This is a genomic window from Streptomyces sp. SAI-170, from assembly GCF_049739565.1.
Lineage (GTDB): Bacteria > Actinomycetota > Actinomycetes > Streptomycetales > Streptomycetaceae > Streptomyces.
On the sequence record NZ_JBMGQD010000001.1, the window covers coordinates 5,112,501 to 5,129,300 of the forward strand.

The window sequence follows — 16,800 nt, forward strand, 5'->3', positions numbered from 1 at the left end:
CACTGGTCTAGTGATTCCGCGCCGACAATGTAGCGGGGCTCAAGCGTACCGCCGAAGTCGTGTCATTCCAGCATGTACTCCCAACGGAGGCTGGGATGGGTAGGGGAGCGTCGTCTGCCGGGTGAAGCAGCCGCGGAAGCGAGTTGTGGACGGTTGACGAGTGAGAATGCAGGCATGAGTAGCGATACAAACGTGAGAAACGTTTGCGCCGATTGACTAAGGGTTCCTGGGTCAAGCTGATCTGCCCAGGGTAAGTCGGGACCTAAGGCGAGGCCGACAGGCGTAGTCGATGGATAACCGGTTGATATTCCGGTACCCGCTGTGAAGCGTCAAACATCGAATCCAGTGATGCTAAGGCCGTGAAGCCGCCCTGGAGCCTTCGGGTGAAGGGGAGTGGTGGAGCCGCCGGCCCAAGTTGGTAGTAGGTGAGTGATGGGGTGACGCAGGAAGGTAGTCCATCCCGGGCGGTGGTTGTCCCGGGGTAAGGGTGTAGGACGCAAGGTAGGCAAATCCGCCTTGCACATAGTCTGAGACCTGATGCCGAGCCGATTGTGGTGAAGTGGATGATCCTATGCTGTCGAGAAAAGCCTCTAGCGAGTTTCATGGCGGCCCGTACCCTAAACCGACTCAGGTGGTCAGGTAGAGAATACCGAGGCGTTCGGGTGAACTATGGTTAAGGAACTCGGCAAAATGCCCCCGTAACTTCGGGAGAAGGGGGGCCATGTCTGGTGATCCGTTTTACACGGTGAGCTGGGTGTGGCCGCAGAGACCAGCGAGAAGCGACTGTTTACTAAAAACACAGGTCCGTGCGAAGCCGTAAGGCGATGTATACGGACTGACGCCTGCCCGGTGCTGGAACGTTAAGGGGACCGGTTAGTGACCTTTCGGGGTTGCGAAGCTGAGAACTTAAGCGCCAGTAAACGGCGGTGGTAACTATAACCATCCTAAGGTAGCGAAATTCCTTGTCGGGTAAGTTCCGACCTGCACGAATGGCGTAACGACTTCTCGACTGTCTCAACCATAGGCCCGGTGAAATTGCACTACGAGTAAAGATGCTCGTTTCGCGCAGCAGGACGGAAAGACCCCGGGACCTTTACTACAGTTTGATATTGGTGTTCGGTTCGGCTTGTGTAGGATAGCTGGGAGACTTTGAAGCTCACACGCCAGTGTGGGTGGAGTCGTCGTTGAAATACCAGTCTGGTCGTGCTGGATGTCTAACCTGGGTCCGTGATCCGGATCAGGGACAGTGTCTGATGGGTAGTTTAACTGGGGCGGTTGCCTCCCAAAGGGTAACGGAGGCGCCCAAAGGTTCCCTCAGCCTGGTTGGCAATCAGGTGTTGAGTGTAAGTGCACAAGGGAGCTTGACTGTGAGACCGACGGGTCGAGCAGGGACGAAAGTCGGGACTAGTGATCCGGCGGTGGCTTGTGGAAGCGCCGTCGCTCAACGGATAAAAGGTACCCCGGGGATAACAGGCTGATCTTCCCCAAGAGTCCATATCGACGGGATGGTTTGGCACCTCGATGTCGGCTCGTCGCATCCTGGGGCTGGAGTCGGTCCCAAGGGTTGGGCTGTTCGCCCATTAAAGCGGTACGCGAGCTGGGTTTAGAACGTCGTGAGACAGTTCGGTCCCTATCCGCTGTGCGCGTAGGAGTCTTGAGAAGGGCTGTCCCTAGTACGAGAGGACCGGGACGGACGAACCTCTGGTGTGCCAGTTGTTCTGCCAAGGGCATGGCTGGTTGGCTACGTTCGGGAGGGATAACCGCTGAAAGCATCTAAGCGGGAAGCCTGCTTCGAGATGAGGACTCCCACCCACTTGATGGGGTAAGGCTCCCAGTAGACGACTGGGTTGATAGGCCGGATATGGAAGCACGGTAACGTGTGGAGTTGACCGGTACTAATAGGCCGAGGGCTTGTCCTCAGTTGCTCGCGTCCACTGTGTTGGTTCTGAAACCACGAACAACCCCACGTATGTCACAGGCGTGGTGCGGTTGACAGTTTCATAGTGTTTCGGTGGTCATAGCGTAGGGGAAACGCCCGGTTACATTCCGAACCCGGAAGCTAAGCCTTACAGCGCCGATGGTACTGCAGGGGGGACCCTGTGGGAGAGTAGGACGCCGCCGAACAATCATTCAAGAAAACCCCGCACCTTACGGTGCGGGGTTTTCTGCGTTTACGGGAAAATACATGCCCTAGGACTAAGAGGGGCTCTCTGAAGAGAGCCCCTGCTCTCAAAGCCGGCCGGCCGTCTTCAACGCCAGGTAGGCGTCCGCCAGTGCCGGAGCGAGTTCGTCCGGGGTGGCGTCGACGACTGTGACGCCGTGGCGGCGGAGTTGCTCAGTGGTGCGGTTGCGCTCCGCCTGGGCCTGGGCGGCGGCTGCGGCTTCGTAGACCGCGTCCGTGCTGCCCCTCGCTTTGGCCATGCCGGCGATGTGCGGGTCGGCCACCGATGCCAGCAGGACGGTGTGGCGCTGGGTGAGTTGGCCGAGGACGGGGAGGAGGCCCTCCTCGATCGGGGCCGCGTCGAGGGTGGTCAGCAGGACGATCAGGGAGCGGCGCGGGGCGGACCGTAGGGCAGTGGCCGTAAGGCCTCGGGCGTCGGTCTCGAGGAGCTCGGGTTCCAGGGTGGCCATGGCGTTGACCAGGGATGGGAGGAGGTCTCCTGCCGTGCGGCCCTGGACGAGAGCGCGGATGCGGCGGTCGTAGGCCAGCATGTCGACTCGGTCGCCGGCGCGGGAGGCCAGGGCGGCCAGGAGCAGTGCGGCGTCCATCGAGGCGTCGAGGCGTGGGGCGTCTCCCACGCGGCCTGCTGAGGTGCGGCCGGTGTCGAGGACCAGGAGGATGTGGCGGTCGCGCTCAGGGCGCCAGGTGCGTACGGCGACCGTGGTCTGGCGGGCGGTGGCGCGCCAGTCGATGGAGCGGGTGTCGTCGCCGGGGACGTACTCGCGGAGGCTGTCGAATTCCGTGCCCTCGCCGCGTTGCAGGACGCTGGTGCGGCCGTCGAGTTCGCGCAGGCGGGCCAGCTTCGAGGGCAGGTGCTTGCGGCTGGTGAACGGGGGCAGGACGCGTACCTTCCAGGGGACGACGTGGGTGCCCTGGCGGGTGAAAAGGCCGAGGGGGCCGTAGGAGCGGATGGTGACGCGGTCGGCTCGGCGGTCGCCTCGGCGGGTGGGCCGTAGGCGGGTGGTGGCGCGGCGGCGTTCGCCTGCGGGGACCGTCAGGCGGTGGCGGGAGGCCTCGACCTCGGTGCCGGGCTGCCAGCTGCTGGGGGGCCAGGCGTCGCGGAGGTGGGCGCGCAGGGGGCGGCGGGACGGGTTGGTGACCGTGAGGGTCACGTCGGCGGTGTCGCCGAGGCGGACCGAGGTGTCGCCGGAGCGGGTGAGGCCGAGGCGGCGTACGGGGGCCGCCAGGGCGTAGTCGCAGGCGCAGGCCAGGGCGAGGGGGCCGTTCACGGCGAGGATGCCCGTCCAGCTGGGTTCCCAGATGCCGATGGGGAGGGAGCCGAGGGCCGCGAGGAGGGCGGCGCGTCCGGTGAGTGCCATCAGCGGGGGACGGGGACGTGGGACAGGATCGCGGTGATGACCGAGTCGGCGGTCACGCCTTCCATCTCGGCTTCGGGGCGCAGTTGGACGCGGTGGCGGAGGGTCGGGAGGGCGAGGGCCTTGACGTCGTCGGGGGTGACGTAGTCGCGGCCGGTGAGCCATGCCCACGCGCGCGAGGTGGCGAGGAGGGCGGTGGCGCCGCGGGGGGAGACGCCCAGGGTGAGGGAGGGCGACTCGCGGGTGGCGCGGCAGATGTCGACGACGTAGGCGGTGATCTCGGGGGAGACGGTCGTCTTGGCGACGGCGGCGCGGGCGGCTTCCAGGTCGGCGGCGGTCGCGACAGGGCGTACGCCGGCGGCCTTGAGGTCGCGCGGGTTGAAGCCGGCTGCGTGGCGGGTGAGGACGTCGATCTCGTCCTGGCGTGAGGGCAGAGGGACCGTCAGCTTCAGCAGGAACCGGTCCAGTTGGGCTTCGGGGAGGGGGTACGTGCCCTCGTACTCGACCGGGTTCTGGGTCGCGGCGACCAGGAACGGGTCGGGGAGCAGGCGGGGGGTGCCGTCGACGGTGACCTGGCGTTCCTCCATGGCCTCCAGGAGGGACGACTGGGTCTTCGGGGGCGTGCGGTTGATCTCGTCGGCGAGAAGGAGGTTGGTGAAGACAGGGCCGGGCTGGAAGGAGAACTCGGCGGTGCGGGCGTCGTAGACGAGGGAGCCCGTGACGTCGCTCGGCATGAGGTCGGGGGTGAACTGGACGCGCTTGGTGTCAAGTTCCAGTGAAGATGCGAGCGCGCGGACGAGCAACGTTTTGGCGACTCCAGGGACTCCTTCAAGGAGAACGTGTCCGCGGCAGAGGAGGGCGACTACGAGACCGGTGACGGCGGGGTCCTGGCCGACCACGGCCTTGGCGATCTCGGCGCGCAGGGCCTCCAGAGCGGCCCGGGGGTCGCCCGAATGCCCGGTCTGCCCGGCGTTGTCAGTGGTCGGGTCCATCATGGACGGCGTACCTCTCTTTCGAGGGCGTCGAGTTGGTCGGTGAGTGCGATCAGAGCCGCGTCGTCGCTGGGCGGCGCACCGAAGAGGAGGATGTGCAGGGGCTGTCCGTCCCGGTGGAGGTGGGTGGACAGAGCGGGCAGCAGGGCTTCGGGGGAGTGTGCCTGGGAGACGGGGACGCCTACGAGGGGAGCGAGGCGGGTGCGGGTGGTGGAGCGAAGAGCGGCGGCCGCGCGGTCGCGGGCGTTGGCCTTGCGGTAGAGGCGGGCTCGGCCTTCGACGGTTTCGGAGGCGCGGATCGCCACGGGGAGTTGTTCGGGCACGAGGGGGCCCAGTCGGCGTGCCCGCCAGAGGGCGGCGAGGGCTGCGGCGATGAAGAGTTGCAGGGTGCCCCAGAGCCAGCCCGAGGGGAGCAGGTCGAAGAAGCCGCGCTCGTCGTCGCCGGTGTCGGTGGCCGAGCTGTCGGAGAGCGAGGGGAGGTACCAGACGAGATGGGGCCGGGAGCCGAGGAGTTGGAGGGCGAGCGAGGCGTTGCCCTGCTCGTCGAGATGTTCGTTGACGAGGATGTCCGTGGCGCCGAGGACGACCGTGTCGCCGTCCCCGGTCGTGTCGGGGATGCGGACGAGGGTGGGCAGGCGTCTGCTCGGGTAGCACTCGTCGGCGTCGGGGCGGGTGACGGTGTAGCGGATGCCGCCGGTGTCGGCGTCGCCCGCGCGGCGGGCCTCGGGGAGCGGGCAGTCGGCGGAGAGCGTGGTGTCGATGCTGGTCGCGGGGTCCGCGGTGACCCCGGGAGCGAGGCCTTCCACGGAGGCGATGCCGGGGGCGACGAGGACGGTGCGCCCGCCGGAGGCGGCGGTCGCGAGGAGCAGCCGGGCCTGTTGACGGTCGGTCAGCAGGTCGGGTACGGCGACCAGGAGGGTCGTGTCGGGTGCCACCGCGGCGCGGGCCGCGTCGAGGGTGGTGACCGTGCGGGTGTCGACGCCGCGGTCGGCGAGGAGTTCGGCGACGGCCCGGCTGCCCTGCGGGGTGGCGGAGCGCGGGTCGAGGGCGCCGGTGCGGGTGTCGGAGCGGATGAGAGCGAGGACCACCGCTCCGGCGACGAGCAGCGCGAGCGCGAGGGCGATGCCCCGCGTGCGGGTCCAGACCTGGCGGGCGGTGGGGGAGACGGACGTGGTGGGGAGCGTGGTGTCAGCGGTCATCCGGCTGCTCCCTGGCGGCTGTTGTCGGCCGTGGTCGCCGTACTGCTCTCGCTCAGCCGGGGTTTGGTGCGTTCCAGGTCGCGGTCGAGTTCGGCGATGTCGCGGTACGACGTCTCGGTCGCTGTGCGGCCGCCGTATGTGACGTCGTCGAAGTGCCGGGCGGCGGCGCGCAGTCGGTCGGTGTGGGCGGGCAGGGCGCGGCCCGCGGCGGCGGCCGCCTCGTCGGCGGTGCGGCCGGGCCGTGCGTCGAGCAGGGCGCGTTCCTCCAGGGAGCGGACGATGGCCCGCATGCGTTCCTGGACGGCCTGGTCGAAGTGGCCCTGGGCGGCGTGTGCCTCCGCTGCCGCGCGGTGTTCGGCGGCGCTGCGGGGGCGGTCGTCGAACAGGGCGGGGGTGGAGACGGGGCCGCGCTGCGGGGTGCCCAGGCGCCACCACAGGGCGCCGAGCGCGGCGAGGACGGCCAGCACGATGACGACGAGTCCGAGTGTCCCGCCGGGGGCGAGGCCGCCTGCTGCCTCGAAGGTGCTGCCGAGCCAGTCCCAGAAGGCGTCGAAGGCGCGTTCCAGCAGGCTCGGTTCGTTCTCGTGGTACATCCGCTTGGCCAGCTCGCGCCGGGCCGCCTCCCGCGCGGGGTCGCGCGGGACGGTCAGGGGCGGCTTGGTGTCGCCGGTTCGCGCCAGGATGGGCAGCGCTGTGAGAACTCCCCCCGTCAGGATCACCGCATCAGCTCCCGGTGGGGGCGCCGTGGCCCTGGACGCCGGCGGCGCGGGCCAGGTCGAGGTCGAGGGCCTCGCGGCGGATGCGCTGGTCGATGTAGAGGAGCACGGTCACGCCGGCCGAGATCGGGTACGTGATCATGGAGCCGATCACCGAGCCGATGCCGCTGATGATGAGGTACGTCCAGCCGAACTCGGCGTTGCCGGTGAGGAGGTTGCTGACGCCGTCGTCGCTGACGAGCAGGGCGACGACAGCGAACGGTATGGCGATGACCATGGCGACGACGTTGGCGATGATCACGGCGAGCAGCTGGATGCCGAAGACGCGCCACCAGGAGCCGCGGACGAGCTTCACCGAGCGGCTCATGGCCTTCCTGATGCTCTGCTTCTCGAGCATCAGGGCGGGCGAGGCCAGCGAGAAGCGGATCATCAGCCACAGCACGAGGACGAAAGCCCCGGCGAAGCCCAGGAAGACGAGCGTGACCGCGGCGGGCGGGGAGCCGGCCAGCCCGGCGAGGGCGCCGGGCAGAAGGCCCACGGCGAAGATGCCGGTGGCGATGAGCGGCAGCAGCAGGAGCAGGCCGAGCAGCTTGAGCACCTGCGGGCGGGCGTCGCGCCAGGCCTCCTTGGCGGTGACGGGCTTGCCGAGGACGGCGCGGCTGGTGACGGCGGTGAGCAGGGCGGTCACCGCGACCGTGGCGATCAGTGTCACCAGGGACAGCAGTGCCAGGCCGAGCAGGCTCTCGCCCATGGCGCGGGTGACCTCTTCGAGGCTGGCGTCGGGGTCGCTGAGGCTGTCGGTGCTGGTGGTGTCGTTCAGGACGAAGCCCTGGAGCAGGATGACGACGATCTCGGTGAGGACCGCGATGGTCAGCGAGATGCCGAGGACCGTGCGCCAGTAGGTGCGCATGGTGGAGACGGCTCCGTCGAGGATCTCGCCGACGCCGAGGGGGCGCAGCGGGATCACGCCGGGCTTGGCCGCGGGCGGCGGGCCGCCCCAGGGGGTGCTCCAGCCGCCAGGGGCGCCGGGCTGGCCGCCGTACCCGCCCGGACCTGCGGGGCCTCCCCAGCCGCCGGGGGCGCCGGGGGGCGGGGTGCCCCAGCCCGGGCCTGGCGGTGGGGGCGGTGGGGTCCGGCCCTGGCCAGTGGGCGCGGACCACTGTCCGGGTGGCGGTTGGTGCTGCGACCACTGCGCGCCGGGTGTCGGTGGCTGGTCAGCCGGCTGGGCGGGTGCCGGCGGCTGGTCGGCGGGCTGCGTGGGGGTCGGGCGGTCGGCGGGCTCGGGGGAGCCGGATGCGCCGGGTTGCTGCCCGTCGGACGGGGCGGATCCGGGCGAGGCCCAGCCCGGAGTGTCGTTCATCGTCGCTCCTTCACGGTGCCCGTCCGCGGTCGCGGCGGCAGGTTGGCCAACATCGTGCCATGGGGCCGTCGGGGAGGGACCGGCCGCGGTAGGGGCTGTGCACCTTCAATTGTCCGCCGGATACGGGGCAGACTGACCGCATGGCTGATCAGTACGCGCAATCCGGCGAGGACGGCCGGCCGACCGGAATACCTGTCATCCGTTGGGAGGAGCCGCCCGAAGGGCCCGTGGTGGTCCTGCTCGACCAGACGCGGCTGCCCACCGAGGAAGTCGAGTTGGTGTGCACGGACGTGCCCGCGCTGGTGGAGGCGATCCGTTCGCTCGCCGTGCGCGGGGCGCCGCTGCTCGGGATCGCGGGGGCGTACGGTGTCGCGCTCGCCGCCGCCCGTGGCTTCGACGTGGACGAGGCCGCCGTCGCGCTGGCCGGGGCCCGGCCGACCGCGGTGAACCTGTCGGTCGGTGTGCGCCGCGCGCAGGCCGCGCATCAGGAGGCGGTCGCCCGCGGTGCCGGTCCGGAGCAGGCCGCGGTGGCCGCCCTGGCGGCGGCACGGCAGCTGCACCGGGAGGACGCCGAGGCAAGCGCCCGGATGGCCGCGCACGGGCTGGCGCTGCTCGACGAGCTGCTGCCCGGTGGCGGGCACCGGATCCTCACGCACTGCAACACCGGGTCGCTGGTGTCGGGCGGTGAGGGCACGGCGTTCGCGGTGGCGCTCGCCGCGCACCGGCAGGGAGAGCTCAGGCGGCTGTGGGTCGACGAGACGCGGCCGTTGCTGCAGGGTGCTCGCCTGACGGCGTACGAGGCGGCGCGCAGCGGCATGGCGTACACCCTGCTCACGGACAACGCGGCGGGTTCGCTGTTCGCGGCAGGGGAGGTGGACGCGGTGCTGATCGGGGCGGACCGCATCGCGGCCGACGGGTCGGTGGCGAACAAGGTGGGGAGCTATCCGCTCGCGGTGCTCGCTCGCTATCACCATGTGCCGTTCATCGTGGTGGCGCCGGTGACCACCGTGGATCTGGGGACGCCCGACGGGGCGTCGATCGAGGTCGAGCAGCGCCCCGGCTTCGAGGTGACCGAGGTCACAGCGCCTCAGGTGTCGGTGTCCGCACAGGGTGGCGGGATCGCGGTGGCGCCGCTGGGGACGCAGGCGTACAACCCTGCCTTCGATGTGACGCCGCCGGAGCTGGTGACGGCGATCGTCACCGAAGAGGGTGCCGTTTCGCCCGTGACGGCCGAGGGGCTGGCCGAGCTGTGCGCCAGGTCCGGTCAGGTGCCGATCGCCTAGGCCGGGGCCGTGCTCGCCGGGGGAAGCGGACGCCGTCGGCGTCCGCCCCGGCGGGCACGGGCAGACAGTGACCGCGTCGTACGACTATCGTCACTGGCCAGTGACCTCGCTCACCAGCGTGTCTGTCGCCGTTATGAGAATGGGATGATGTCGTTTATGAAGGGACGAGTCCTTGTCGTCGACGACGACAGCGCACTGGCCGAGATGCTGGGCATCGTGCTGCGCGGGGAAGGTTTTGAGCCGTCTTTCGTAGCCGACGGCGACAAGGCGCTGGCCGCTTTCCGCGAGGCCAAGCCGGATCTGGTGCTGCTGGATCTGATGCTGCCCGGCCGCGACGGCATCGAGGTGTGCCGCCTGATCAGGGCGGAGTCCGGGGTGCCGATCGTGATGCTGACGGCCAAGAGCGACACCGTCGATGTGGTGGTGGGGCTCGAGTCCGGGGCCGACGACTACATCGTCAAGCCGTTCAAGCCCAAGGAGCTGGTGGCCCGTATCCGGGCGCGGCTGCGCAGGTCGGAGGAGCCGGCGCCGGAGCAGCTCGCCATCGGTGACCTGGTGATCGACGTGGCCGGGCACTCCGTGAAGCGGGAGGGGCAGTCGATCGCGCTGACGCCGCTGGAGTTCGACCTGCTGGTGGCACTGGCACGCAAGCCGTGGCAGGTGTTCACGCGTGAGGTGCTCCTGGAGCAGGTGTGGGGCTACCGGCACGCGGCGGACACGCGCCTGGTGAACGTACATGTGCAGCGGCTGCGCTCGAAGGTCGAGAAGGACCCGGAGCGGCCGGAGATCGTGGTGACCGTCCGTGGCGTCGGTTACAAGGCCGGACCGAGCTGACATGTCCGGGGACAGCGCCGCTTCGGCCCCCGGACGCTCCGGGGCCCGTCCGGGGCGGCCTGTCGGCCGGAGGACGGCGTCCTCGCGCTGGGGACGGTTCCTGGAGGGCGGGCTGCTGCAGGGCGGAGTCCAGGGCAGCCCGGTCCTGAGGTTGTTCATGCGCTGGGTGCGCCGGCCGCTGCTGCCGGTGATGCGGCTGTGGCGGCGCAACATCCAGCTCAAGGTCGTCGTCACTACCCTGCTGATGTCGCTGGGCGTCGTACTGCTGCTCGGCTTCGTCGTGATCGGGCAGGTGCGCAACGGCCTGCTGGACGCCAAGGTGAAGGCCGCCCAGAGCCAGGCCACGGGCGGCTTCACGGTGGCCAAGCAGAGGGCCGACGAGACCGCCAGCGCCACCGCCGACGACGCGCCCGGTGTGGACGGCCGGCCGGAGCAGAACGTCATCCAGTGGATGAGCGACCTTGTCGGCTCGCTCTCCAGCGGCGGTCAGGGCGCGTTCGACGTGGTGACCATGCCCGTCGGGGACGACGGCGGCAGCGGGCGCAGTCCGCGGGCCTCCGGCGGTGTGAAGCCCGACAAGAGCATCCCCGCGGACCTGCGCGAGCGCATCGGGGACGGCGAGGCCGCGCAGAAGTACACGCGCGTGTACTACAGCGAGCGCGGCAAGGAGTCCCAGCCGGCGCTCGTCATCGGCAAGGAGGTCAACGACCCCAACGGCGACCCGTACCAGCTGTACTACCTCTTCCCGCTCACGCAGGAGGAGAAGTCGCTCAGCCTGGTCAAGGGCACGCTGGCGACCGCCGGCGTCTTCGTCGTCGTCCTGCTCGGGGCGATCGCCTGGCTGGTGGTGCGGCAGGTCGTCACGCCGGTGCGGATGGCCGCGGGGGTCGCCGAGCGGCTGTCGGCCGGGCGGCTCCAGGAGCGGATGAAGGTCACCGGCGAGGACGACATCGCGCGTCTGGGCGAGGCCTTCAACAAGATGGCGCAGAACCTCCAGCTGAAGATCCAGCAGTTGGAGGACCTGTCGAGGATGCAGCGGCGGTTCGTGTCGGACGTGTCCCACGAGCTGCGGACGCCGCTGACGACCGTGCGGATGGCCGCCGATGTCATCCATGAGGCGCGCGAGGACTTCGACCCGGTGACCGCGCGGTCGGCGGAGCTGCTCGCCGACCAGCTCGACCGGTTCGAGTCGCTGCTCGCGGACCTGCTGGAGATCAGCCGGTTCGACGCGGGCGCGGCGGCGCTGGAGGCGGAGCCGATCGACCTCAGGGAGGTCGTACGGCGGGTGGTCAGCGGGGCCGCGCCGCTCGCAGACCGCAAGGGCACCGAGATCCGGGTCGTGGGCGACCAGCAGCCCGTCGTCGCCGAGGCGGACGCCCGGCGGGTGGAGCGCGTGCTGCGCAACCTCGTCGTCAACGCCGTGGAGCACGGCGAGGGCAGGGACGTCGTGGTCAAGCTGGCCGCGGCGGGCGGGGCGGTCGCGGTCGCGGTGCGCGACTACGGCGTCGGACTCAAGCCCGGCGAGGCCACGCGCGTGTTCAGCCGCTTCTGGCGCGCCGACCCGGCACGCGCGCGTACCACCGGCGGTACGGGTCTGGGCCTGTCCATCGCCCTGGAGGACGCCCGGCTGCACGGCGGCTGGCTGCAGGCGTGGGGTGAGCCGGGCGGCGGGTCGCAGTTCCGGCTGACGCTGCCGCGCACCGCGGACGAGCCGCTGCGGGGCTCGCCGATACCGCTGGAGCCCAAGGACTCGCGGCGCAACCGCGGACTGGACGGGGCGGGGCTGCCGCACGGGGAGAAGAGCGCCACCGTGCCCGCGCAGCAGCCGACCGGTCAGGCTCCGCTGGACCGGATCGGGCCGCTCACGACCGCCGCACCCCCGTCGGCCGACCCCACCGCGCTGCCGGGCAACGGCGCGCGCGTGGTGTCCCGCCCCCCGGGCGGCGTACGGCCGGCGGACGAGCCGCCCGCGTCGCGGCCGGGTACGGCACAGACGGAGCCGGACGAGCATGGGGAGGCATTTCGTGGGCGCTGACCGCGAGGGGGGCGCCCGGCGGATGCCGCGGCGCGCGGTGGCCTACGCCGCCTGTGGTGTCGTACTGCTGTCCGGATGCGCGTCGATGCCGGACGAGGGGGAGCTGCGCGGGGTGGACTACACGCCGCGGCAGGACTCGCAGGTACGGGTGTTCGCGGTGCCGCCGGCGGAGGACGCCACCCCGCAGGACATCGTGGACGGCTTCCTGGAGGCCCTGACCAGCGACGACCCGCACTACGAGACGGCGAAGCTGTATCTGACCCCCGCGGCGGCGAAGAAGTGGGAGCCGGAGCGCTCCACCACGGTCCTCGCCAACGGCATGGAGACCTACGTCGACGCCGCGGAGAACCGGGACAGCGGGTCCTCCTACTACGTGACGCTGAGCGGCACCCAGATCGGCGCGCTCGACGCGCAGGAGTCGTACAGCCCGGCCGGGGGCGACTACCGGCGGCAGATCCAGCTGTCGCGCAGCAAGAAGACCGGGCAGTGGCGCATCACCAGGCCGCCGCAGGGCATCGTGATCGGCCAGTCGGACTTCCAGCGCAACTACATGTCCGTCAACAAGTACTACTTCGCCTCCAACGGCGTGGCGGGGACGCCGTCGCGGCCGATGGCCGTGGCCGACCCGGTGTACGTACGCGAGCGCGTGGACCCCATGACGCACATGGTGCGTTCGCTGCTGGACGGCCCCACGGTGTGGCTCGATCAGGTCGTCAGGACGAGCTTTCCCACCGGCGCGAAGCTCAAGGCCGGCGTGGAGTCGCTGGCGCCCGACGATCAGAACAAGCTGACCGTGCCGCTGAACGACAGCGCCGCGCGGGTCGGGCCGGCCAAGTGCCGTGAGATGGCGGCGCAGTTGCTGTTCACGCTGCAGAACCTCACCTCCGCCGTGGACCAGATCGAGCTGGAGGCGGCCGGCCGGCAGCTGTGCCTGGTCACCGACGACGGCGCGGAGGCGGCGGCCGCGCGCGGTGCGACCGAGCGTCCGGGCTACCTGTACTTCCTGGACGGCAGGCACCGGCTGGTACGGATGCCGGCAGGCAGCGAGGACAAGGAGGCGCCGGCGGTGCCGGGCGCGCTCGGCACCGGGGCGAAGCAGCTGTGGGCGGCCGCGGTGTCGCGGCGCGAGGACCTCGCGGCCGGGGTGAGCCTGGACCGCCAGGAGCTGTACGTCTCGGCGCTGGAGTCCGAGGGTGCGCTCGGTGAGCCCCTGCTGGTCAGCCAGGGCAAGGCGGAGACCGACCGGCTCACCGCGCCGAGCTGGGACGCCGCGGGGAACCTGTGGGTGGCCGACCGGGACCCGAAGCGCCCGCGGCTGCTGGTGTTCGACGACGGCAAGGGCAAGCCGCTGGAGGTGGAGACGCCCGGGCTCGACGGCCGTATCGACTCGCTGCGGGTGGCCGCCGACGGGGTGCGGATCGCTCTCGTGGTGGAGAAGGACAAGCGGCAGTCGCTGCTGATCGGGCGCATAGAGCGGTCCGACAAGCCGGCCGAGTCCGATGAGCGGGCCCGTATGTCGGTGATCGAACTGCGCTCCGCCACACCGGTGTTGGAGGAGGTCACGACCATGTCCTGGGTCGGCGAGAGCCGGCTGGTGGTGGTGGGCACCGAGCAGGGGGGCGTGCAGCAGATGCAGTACGTCCAGGTCGACGGCTCCACCCCGGAGGCCCCGGCGCCCGCTGCGCTCACCGGCGTGGAGGAGATCGCCGGGACCGAGGACGGCGGGGCGCCGCTGGTGGCCCACTCGGAGGACGGGATCGTGCGGATGCCCACGGGAGAGCAGTGGCAGAAGGTCGTCAAGGACGGCTCGGCGCCGGTGTACCCCGGGTGATGCGCTGAGGTTGTGCGCGGCGTTCACGGCCGTTCTGCCGGGCTGGAGTCCGGCGGGGCGGCCGTTTTCGTGCGGTCCCTCGGGGGCGGCGGAGTTTTCCACAGGGAGTTATCCACAGGGGTGGCCGGTCGGCGCGGGCGTTGGCACAGTGGTGGCCATGCGGGGGTGGTGGCAGGACCTGACGGATCTGGTGCTGCCGGCCGAGTGCGCAGGCTGTGGCAGGCCGCGTACGGTGCTCTGCCCGGAGTGCCGTGCCGTCCTGAGCGGTGCCGCACCGCGCCGGGTGCGGCCGGTGCCCGAGCCGACGGGGCTGCCGACCGTGCACGCGGCCGCCCGGTACGAGGACGAGGTACGGGCCGTGCTGCTGGCCCACAAGGAGCGCGGGGCCCTGTCCCTGGCCCGGCCTCTGGGCGCGGCCCTCGCGGGCTCCGTACGGGCCGGCCTGCCCCGTCAGGTGGCCTCGGGGCTCGGGCCCGACCGGCCGGTGCTGCTGGTGCCTGTGCCGTCCGGGCGTGGGGTCGTGCGGGCGCGGGGGCACGATCCGGCGCGGCGGATCGCGCTGGCGGCGGCCGGGGAGCTGCGGCGGGGCGGCACACCGGTCCGGGTGGTGTCCGTGCTGCGGCAGCGCCGGCCGGTGGCCGACCAGGCGGGGCTCAACTCCCGGCAGCGGCAGCGCAATCTCTCCGGCGCGCTGACCGTGGTGCGCGGCGGGGCCGGGTTGTTGCGGGGCGGCGCGGTGGTGCTCGTCGACGACCTGATGACCACCGGGGCGTCGCTGGGGGAGGCGGCGCGAGCCGTGCGGGAGGCCCTGGACGGGGCGGAGGCCGTGGCCGGTTCTGGGTACCGCGATGTGATGACGGCCGTGTACGCGGGGGTGAGTCGGGAAAGGACAGGGGAACAGATGACGGGAGGGACAGAAGGGAGCACGGGCGGACGAGGTGGCGCACCGGGAATGTCAGCGTCGAACACAGCCGGAGACGCGGTCTGCGCGGCTGTGGTCGCAGCCTCGCCTGATGCTTTCGCTATAAACCGGAACTGACTGAGAAGTTGCATCGTTGCAGGTAATGAGAGCGTCAATTCACCTGAACGGAGGTACGGCGCTGTAGAGGGTGACGACATCCGTCCGGGCGAGATATGTTCGGTTGTGAGAGAAAGCCGCAGGCCATCCCTCGCAAATCCGAATGCCGTGCCGCTGGTTTTCCGCAATCACCGCGGCGGCGGGGTGGAGATCTTGCCCATGGGGGAGGAGGAGGTGGAAGTCACCGAGTCCGCGGTTCCGGAACTGGCCGGAACCTGGTGCACAAGGGAGATGCTCCGCCACTGAGAGCGGGGCGATCCGGGAACGGAGTTCTGCGTGGACATCGTCGTCAAGGGCCGCAAGACCGAGGTGCCCGAGCGGTTCCGCAAGCACGTGGCCGAGAAGCTGAACCTGGACAAGATCCAGAAGCTCGATGGCAAGGTGATCAGCCTCGACGTCGAGGTGTCCAAGGAGCCCAACCCCCGACAGGCCGACCGTTGCGACCGAGTGGAGATCACGCTCCGCTCCCGCGGTCCGGTGATCAGGGCAGAGGCAGCGGCCAGCGACCCGTACGCGGCACTCGACCTCGCTGCGGAGAAGCTGGATGCCCGGCTGCGCAGGCAGCACGACAAGCGTCACACGCGCCGCGGGTCCCGTCGGCTGACAGCGGCCGAGGTCCCCGACCACGTTCCGGGCGCGGCGACGCTCAACGGCAACGGCCTGGCCTTCTCGGCTGACGAGCCGGGCGGAGTGCCGACCAAGAAGATCGGTTCGCTCGAAATTCAGGGCGAGGGCCCTCTCGTCGTCCGAGAGAAGACCCACGTCGCCTCCCCCATGACCCTCGACCAGGCCCTCTACGAGATGGAGCTGGTCGGGCACGACTTCTACCTGTTCGTCGACTCCGAGACCAAGGAGCCCAGTGTCGTCTACCGGCGGCACGCCTACGACTACGGCGTGATCCACCTCAGCACCGACACAATGGTCACCCAGCCGCCCTCGCCCGAGGCGGGCGGTTCGATCGGCTGAGCCACCCGGATGACAGATCCGGTGCCCCTGGAGCGCGCGTGCGCCCCCAGGGGCACCGGTGTGCGACCGCACGCGCCCCGCTCTGTCACCTCGGTGTCGTCCAGGCATGAAATCATGGCCGCTACGGCTCAACCGGTGGGCCGTTGCCTTGGGTTGGCGATGGCTCAGGACCACAGGCCACGGCCTTCAGGGGGAGGAACGATGGCGGACAGCTTCGGACCGATGCATGACGGGGGTGCCGGTGACGGCGTCGCCGGCATGGGCCCGGACACAGGCCCACGACGCGCGGAGCCGATCCGAGTCCTGGTCGTCGACGACCATGCCCTCTTCCGGCGCGGCCTGGAGATCGTGCTCGCCGCCGAGGAGGACATCCAGGTCGTCGGGGAGGCCGGTGACGGTGCCGAGGCCGTCGACAAGGCCGCTGACCTGCTGCCCGACATCATCCTGATGGACGTACGGATGCCCAAGCGGGGCGGTATCGAGGCGTGCACCTCCATCAAGGAGGTGGCCCCCAGCGCGAAGATCATCATGCTGACGATCAGCGACGAGGAAGCCGACCTCTACGAGGCCATCAAGGCGGGCGCGACCGGCTATCTCCTCAAGGAGATCTCCACCGACGAGGTGGCCACCGCCATTCGCGCGGTGGCCGACGGGCAGTCGCAGATCAGCCCCTCCATGGCGTCGAAACTGCTCACCGAGTTCAAGTCGATGATCCAGCGCACCGACGAGCGACGGCTCGTGCCCGCGCCCCGGCTCACCGACCGTGAGCTGGAGGTTCTCAAACTCGTCGCCACGGGGATGAACAACCGCGATATCGCCAAGGAGTTGTTCATCTCCGAGAACACGGTCAAGAACCATGTGCGCAACATCCTGGAGAAACTGCAGCTGCACTCCAGGATGGAGGCCGTGGTGTACGCGATGCGGGAGAAGATCCTCGAGATCCGCTGACGTCGGCCGCTCCGGCCGAGC

The 16,800-nt window shown here is 70.1% G+C and carries 12 protein-coding genes and 2 rRNA genes (1 of these 14 cut by a window edge); 9 read left to right on the forward strand and 5 right to left on the reverse strand.

The features are described from left to right. Positions 1-1,919 (forward strand): 23S ribosomal RNA (locus tag RKD23_RS22905); it begins 1,204 nt to the left of the window's first position. A gap of 88 nt (positions 1,920-2,007) precedes the next feature. Then, positions 2,008-2,124, forward strand: a 5S ribosomal RNA gene (rrf, locus tag RKD23_RS22910). A gap of 105 nt (positions 2,125-2,229) precedes the next feature. Here the strand turns inward: rrf and RKD23_RS22915 are convergent. From RKD23_RS22915 to RKD23_RS22935, 5 genes are read right to left on the reverse strand one after another with little or no spacing between them, the layout of a single operon-like run. Further along, entirely contained in the window at positions 2,230-3,540 is a 1,311-nt protein-coding gene (locus RKD23_RS22915) for a DUF58 domain-containing protein (protein WP_424855363.1), read from the reverse strand. Next, entirely contained in the window at positions 3,540-4,529 is a 990-nt protein-coding gene (locus RKD23_RS22920; RefSeq protein ID WP_424855364.1) for an AAA family ATPase, read from the reverse strand. Before RKD23_RS22920 ends, RKD23_RS22915 begins: the two co-directional genes overlap by 1 nt. Then, positions 4,529-5,728 (reverse strand): DUF4350 domain-containing protein, encoded by a 1,200-nt coding sequence (locus tag RKD23_RS22925; protein ID WP_424855365.1) that lies wholly within the window; start codon positions 5,726-5,728, stop codon positions 4,529-4,531. The genes RKD23_RS22920 and RKD23_RS22925 overlap by 1 nt, the downstream gene beginning before the upstream one ends. Further along, positions 5,725-6,447, reverse strand: a complete 723-nt coding sequence (locus tag RKD23_RS22930; RefSeq protein WP_424855366.1) for a DUF4129 domain-containing protein — start codon at positions 6,445-6,447, stop codon at positions 5,725-5,727. The genes RKD23_RS22925 and RKD23_RS22930 overlap by 4 nt, the downstream gene beginning before the upstream one ends. A gap of 4 nt (positions 6,448-6,451) precedes the next feature. Next, positions 6,452-7,804, reverse strand: a complete 1,353-nt coding sequence (locus RKD23_RS22935; protein WP_424855367.1) for a glycerophosphoryl diester phosphodiesterase membrane domain-containing protein — start codon at positions 7,802-7,804, stop codon at positions 6,452-6,454. A gap of 140 nt (positions 7,805-7,944) precedes the next feature. On the opposite strand from RKD23_RS22935, the gene mtnA reads away from it, so the two are divergent. The 7 genes from mtnA to RKD23_RS22970 all read left to right on the forward strand — a co-directional run bounded on the left by mtnA (position 7,945) and on the right by RKD23_RS22970 (position 16,779). After that, complete coding sequence (gene mtnA, locus RKD23_RS22940) at positions 7,945-9,087, forward strand: S-methyl-5-thioribose-1-phosphate isomerase (RefSeq protein WP_424855368.1); 1,143 nt, start codon at positions 7,945-7,947, stop codon at positions 9,085-9,087. A gap of 144 nt (positions 9,088-9,231) precedes the next feature. Then, positions 9,232-9,921, forward strand: coding sequence for a two-component system response regulator MtrA (gene mtrA, locus RKD23_RS22945; RefSeq protein WP_381170004.1), 690 nt, complete (start codon positions 9,232-9,234; stop codon positions 9,919-9,921). Position 9,922: 1 nt separating this feature from the next. Beyond that, a complete protein-coding gene (gene mtrB, locus RKD23_RS22950) occupies positions 9,923-11,956 on the forward strand; it encodes an MtrAB system histidine kinase MtrB (RefSeq protein WP_424855369.1) in 2,034 nt (677 codons plus the stop codon). Next, positions 11,946-13,787: an LpqB family beta-propeller domain-containing protein gene (locus tag RKD23_RS22955; protein ID WP_424855370.1), complete on the forward strand. Its 1,842-nt coding sequence runs from the start codon at positions 11,946-11,948 to the stop codon at positions 13,785-13,787. Before mtrB ends, RKD23_RS22955 begins: the two co-directional genes overlap by 11 nt. A gap of 157 nt (positions 13,788-13,944) precedes the next feature. After that, positions 13,945-14,826, forward strand: coding sequence for a ComF family protein (locus RKD23_RS22960; protein ID WP_424855371.1), 882 nt, complete (start codon positions 13,945-13,947; stop codon positions 14,824-14,826). A gap of 315 nt (positions 14,827-15,141) precedes the next feature. Further along, a complete protein-coding gene (gene hpf, locus RKD23_RS22965) occupies positions 15,142-15,831 on the forward strand; it encodes a ribosome hibernation-promoting factor, HPF/YfiA family (RefSeq protein ID WP_424855372.1) in 690 nt (229 codons plus the stop codon). 201 nt (positions 15,832-16,032) lie between these two features. Continuing rightward, positions 16,033-16,779 carry a response regulator gene (locus RKD23_RS22970; protein WP_424855373.1) on the forward strand — a complete coding sequence of 249 codons (747 nt, stop codon included), beginning with the start codon at positions 16,033-16,035 and terminating at the stop codon, positions 16,777-16,779. Positions 16,780-16,800 lie beyond the last annotated feature (21 nt).

Coding starts and splice junctions, on each gene's coding strand:
- mtnA (WP_424855368.1), top strand. CDS start 7,945: ATGGCTGATCAGTACGCGCAATCCGGCGAGGACGGCCGGCCGACCGGA.
- mtrB (WP_424855369.1), top strand. CDS start 9,923: ATGTCCGGGGACAGCGCCGCTTCGGCCCCCGGACGCTCCGGGGCCCGT.
- RKD23_RS22960 (WP_424855371.1), top strand. CDS start 13,945: ATGCGGGGGTGGTGGCAGGACCTGACGGATCTGGTGCTGCCGGCCGAG.
- RKD23_RS22935 (WP_424855367.1), bottom strand. CDS start 7,804: ATGAACGACACTCCGGGCTGGGCCTCGCCCGGATCCGCCCCGTCCGAC.
- RKD23_RS22920 (WP_424855364.1), bottom strand. CDS start 4,529: ATGGACCCGACCACTGACAACGCCGGGCAGACCGGGCATTCGGGCGAC.
- mtrA (WP_381170004.1), top strand. CDS start 9,232: ATGATGTCGTTTATGAAGGGACGAGTCCTTGTCGTCGACGACGACAGC.
- RKD23_RS22925 (WP_424855365.1), bottom strand. CDS start 5,728: ATGACCGCTGACACCACGCTCCCCACCACGTCCGTCTCCCCCACCGCC.
- RKD23_RS22970 (WP_424855373.1), top strand. CDS start 16,033: ATGGCGGACAGCTTCGGACCGATGCATGACGGGGGTGCCGGTGACGGC.
- RKD23_RS22915 (WP_424855363.1), bottom strand. CDS start 3,540: ATGGCACTCACCGGACGCGCCGCCCTCCTCGCGGCCCTCGGCTCCCTC.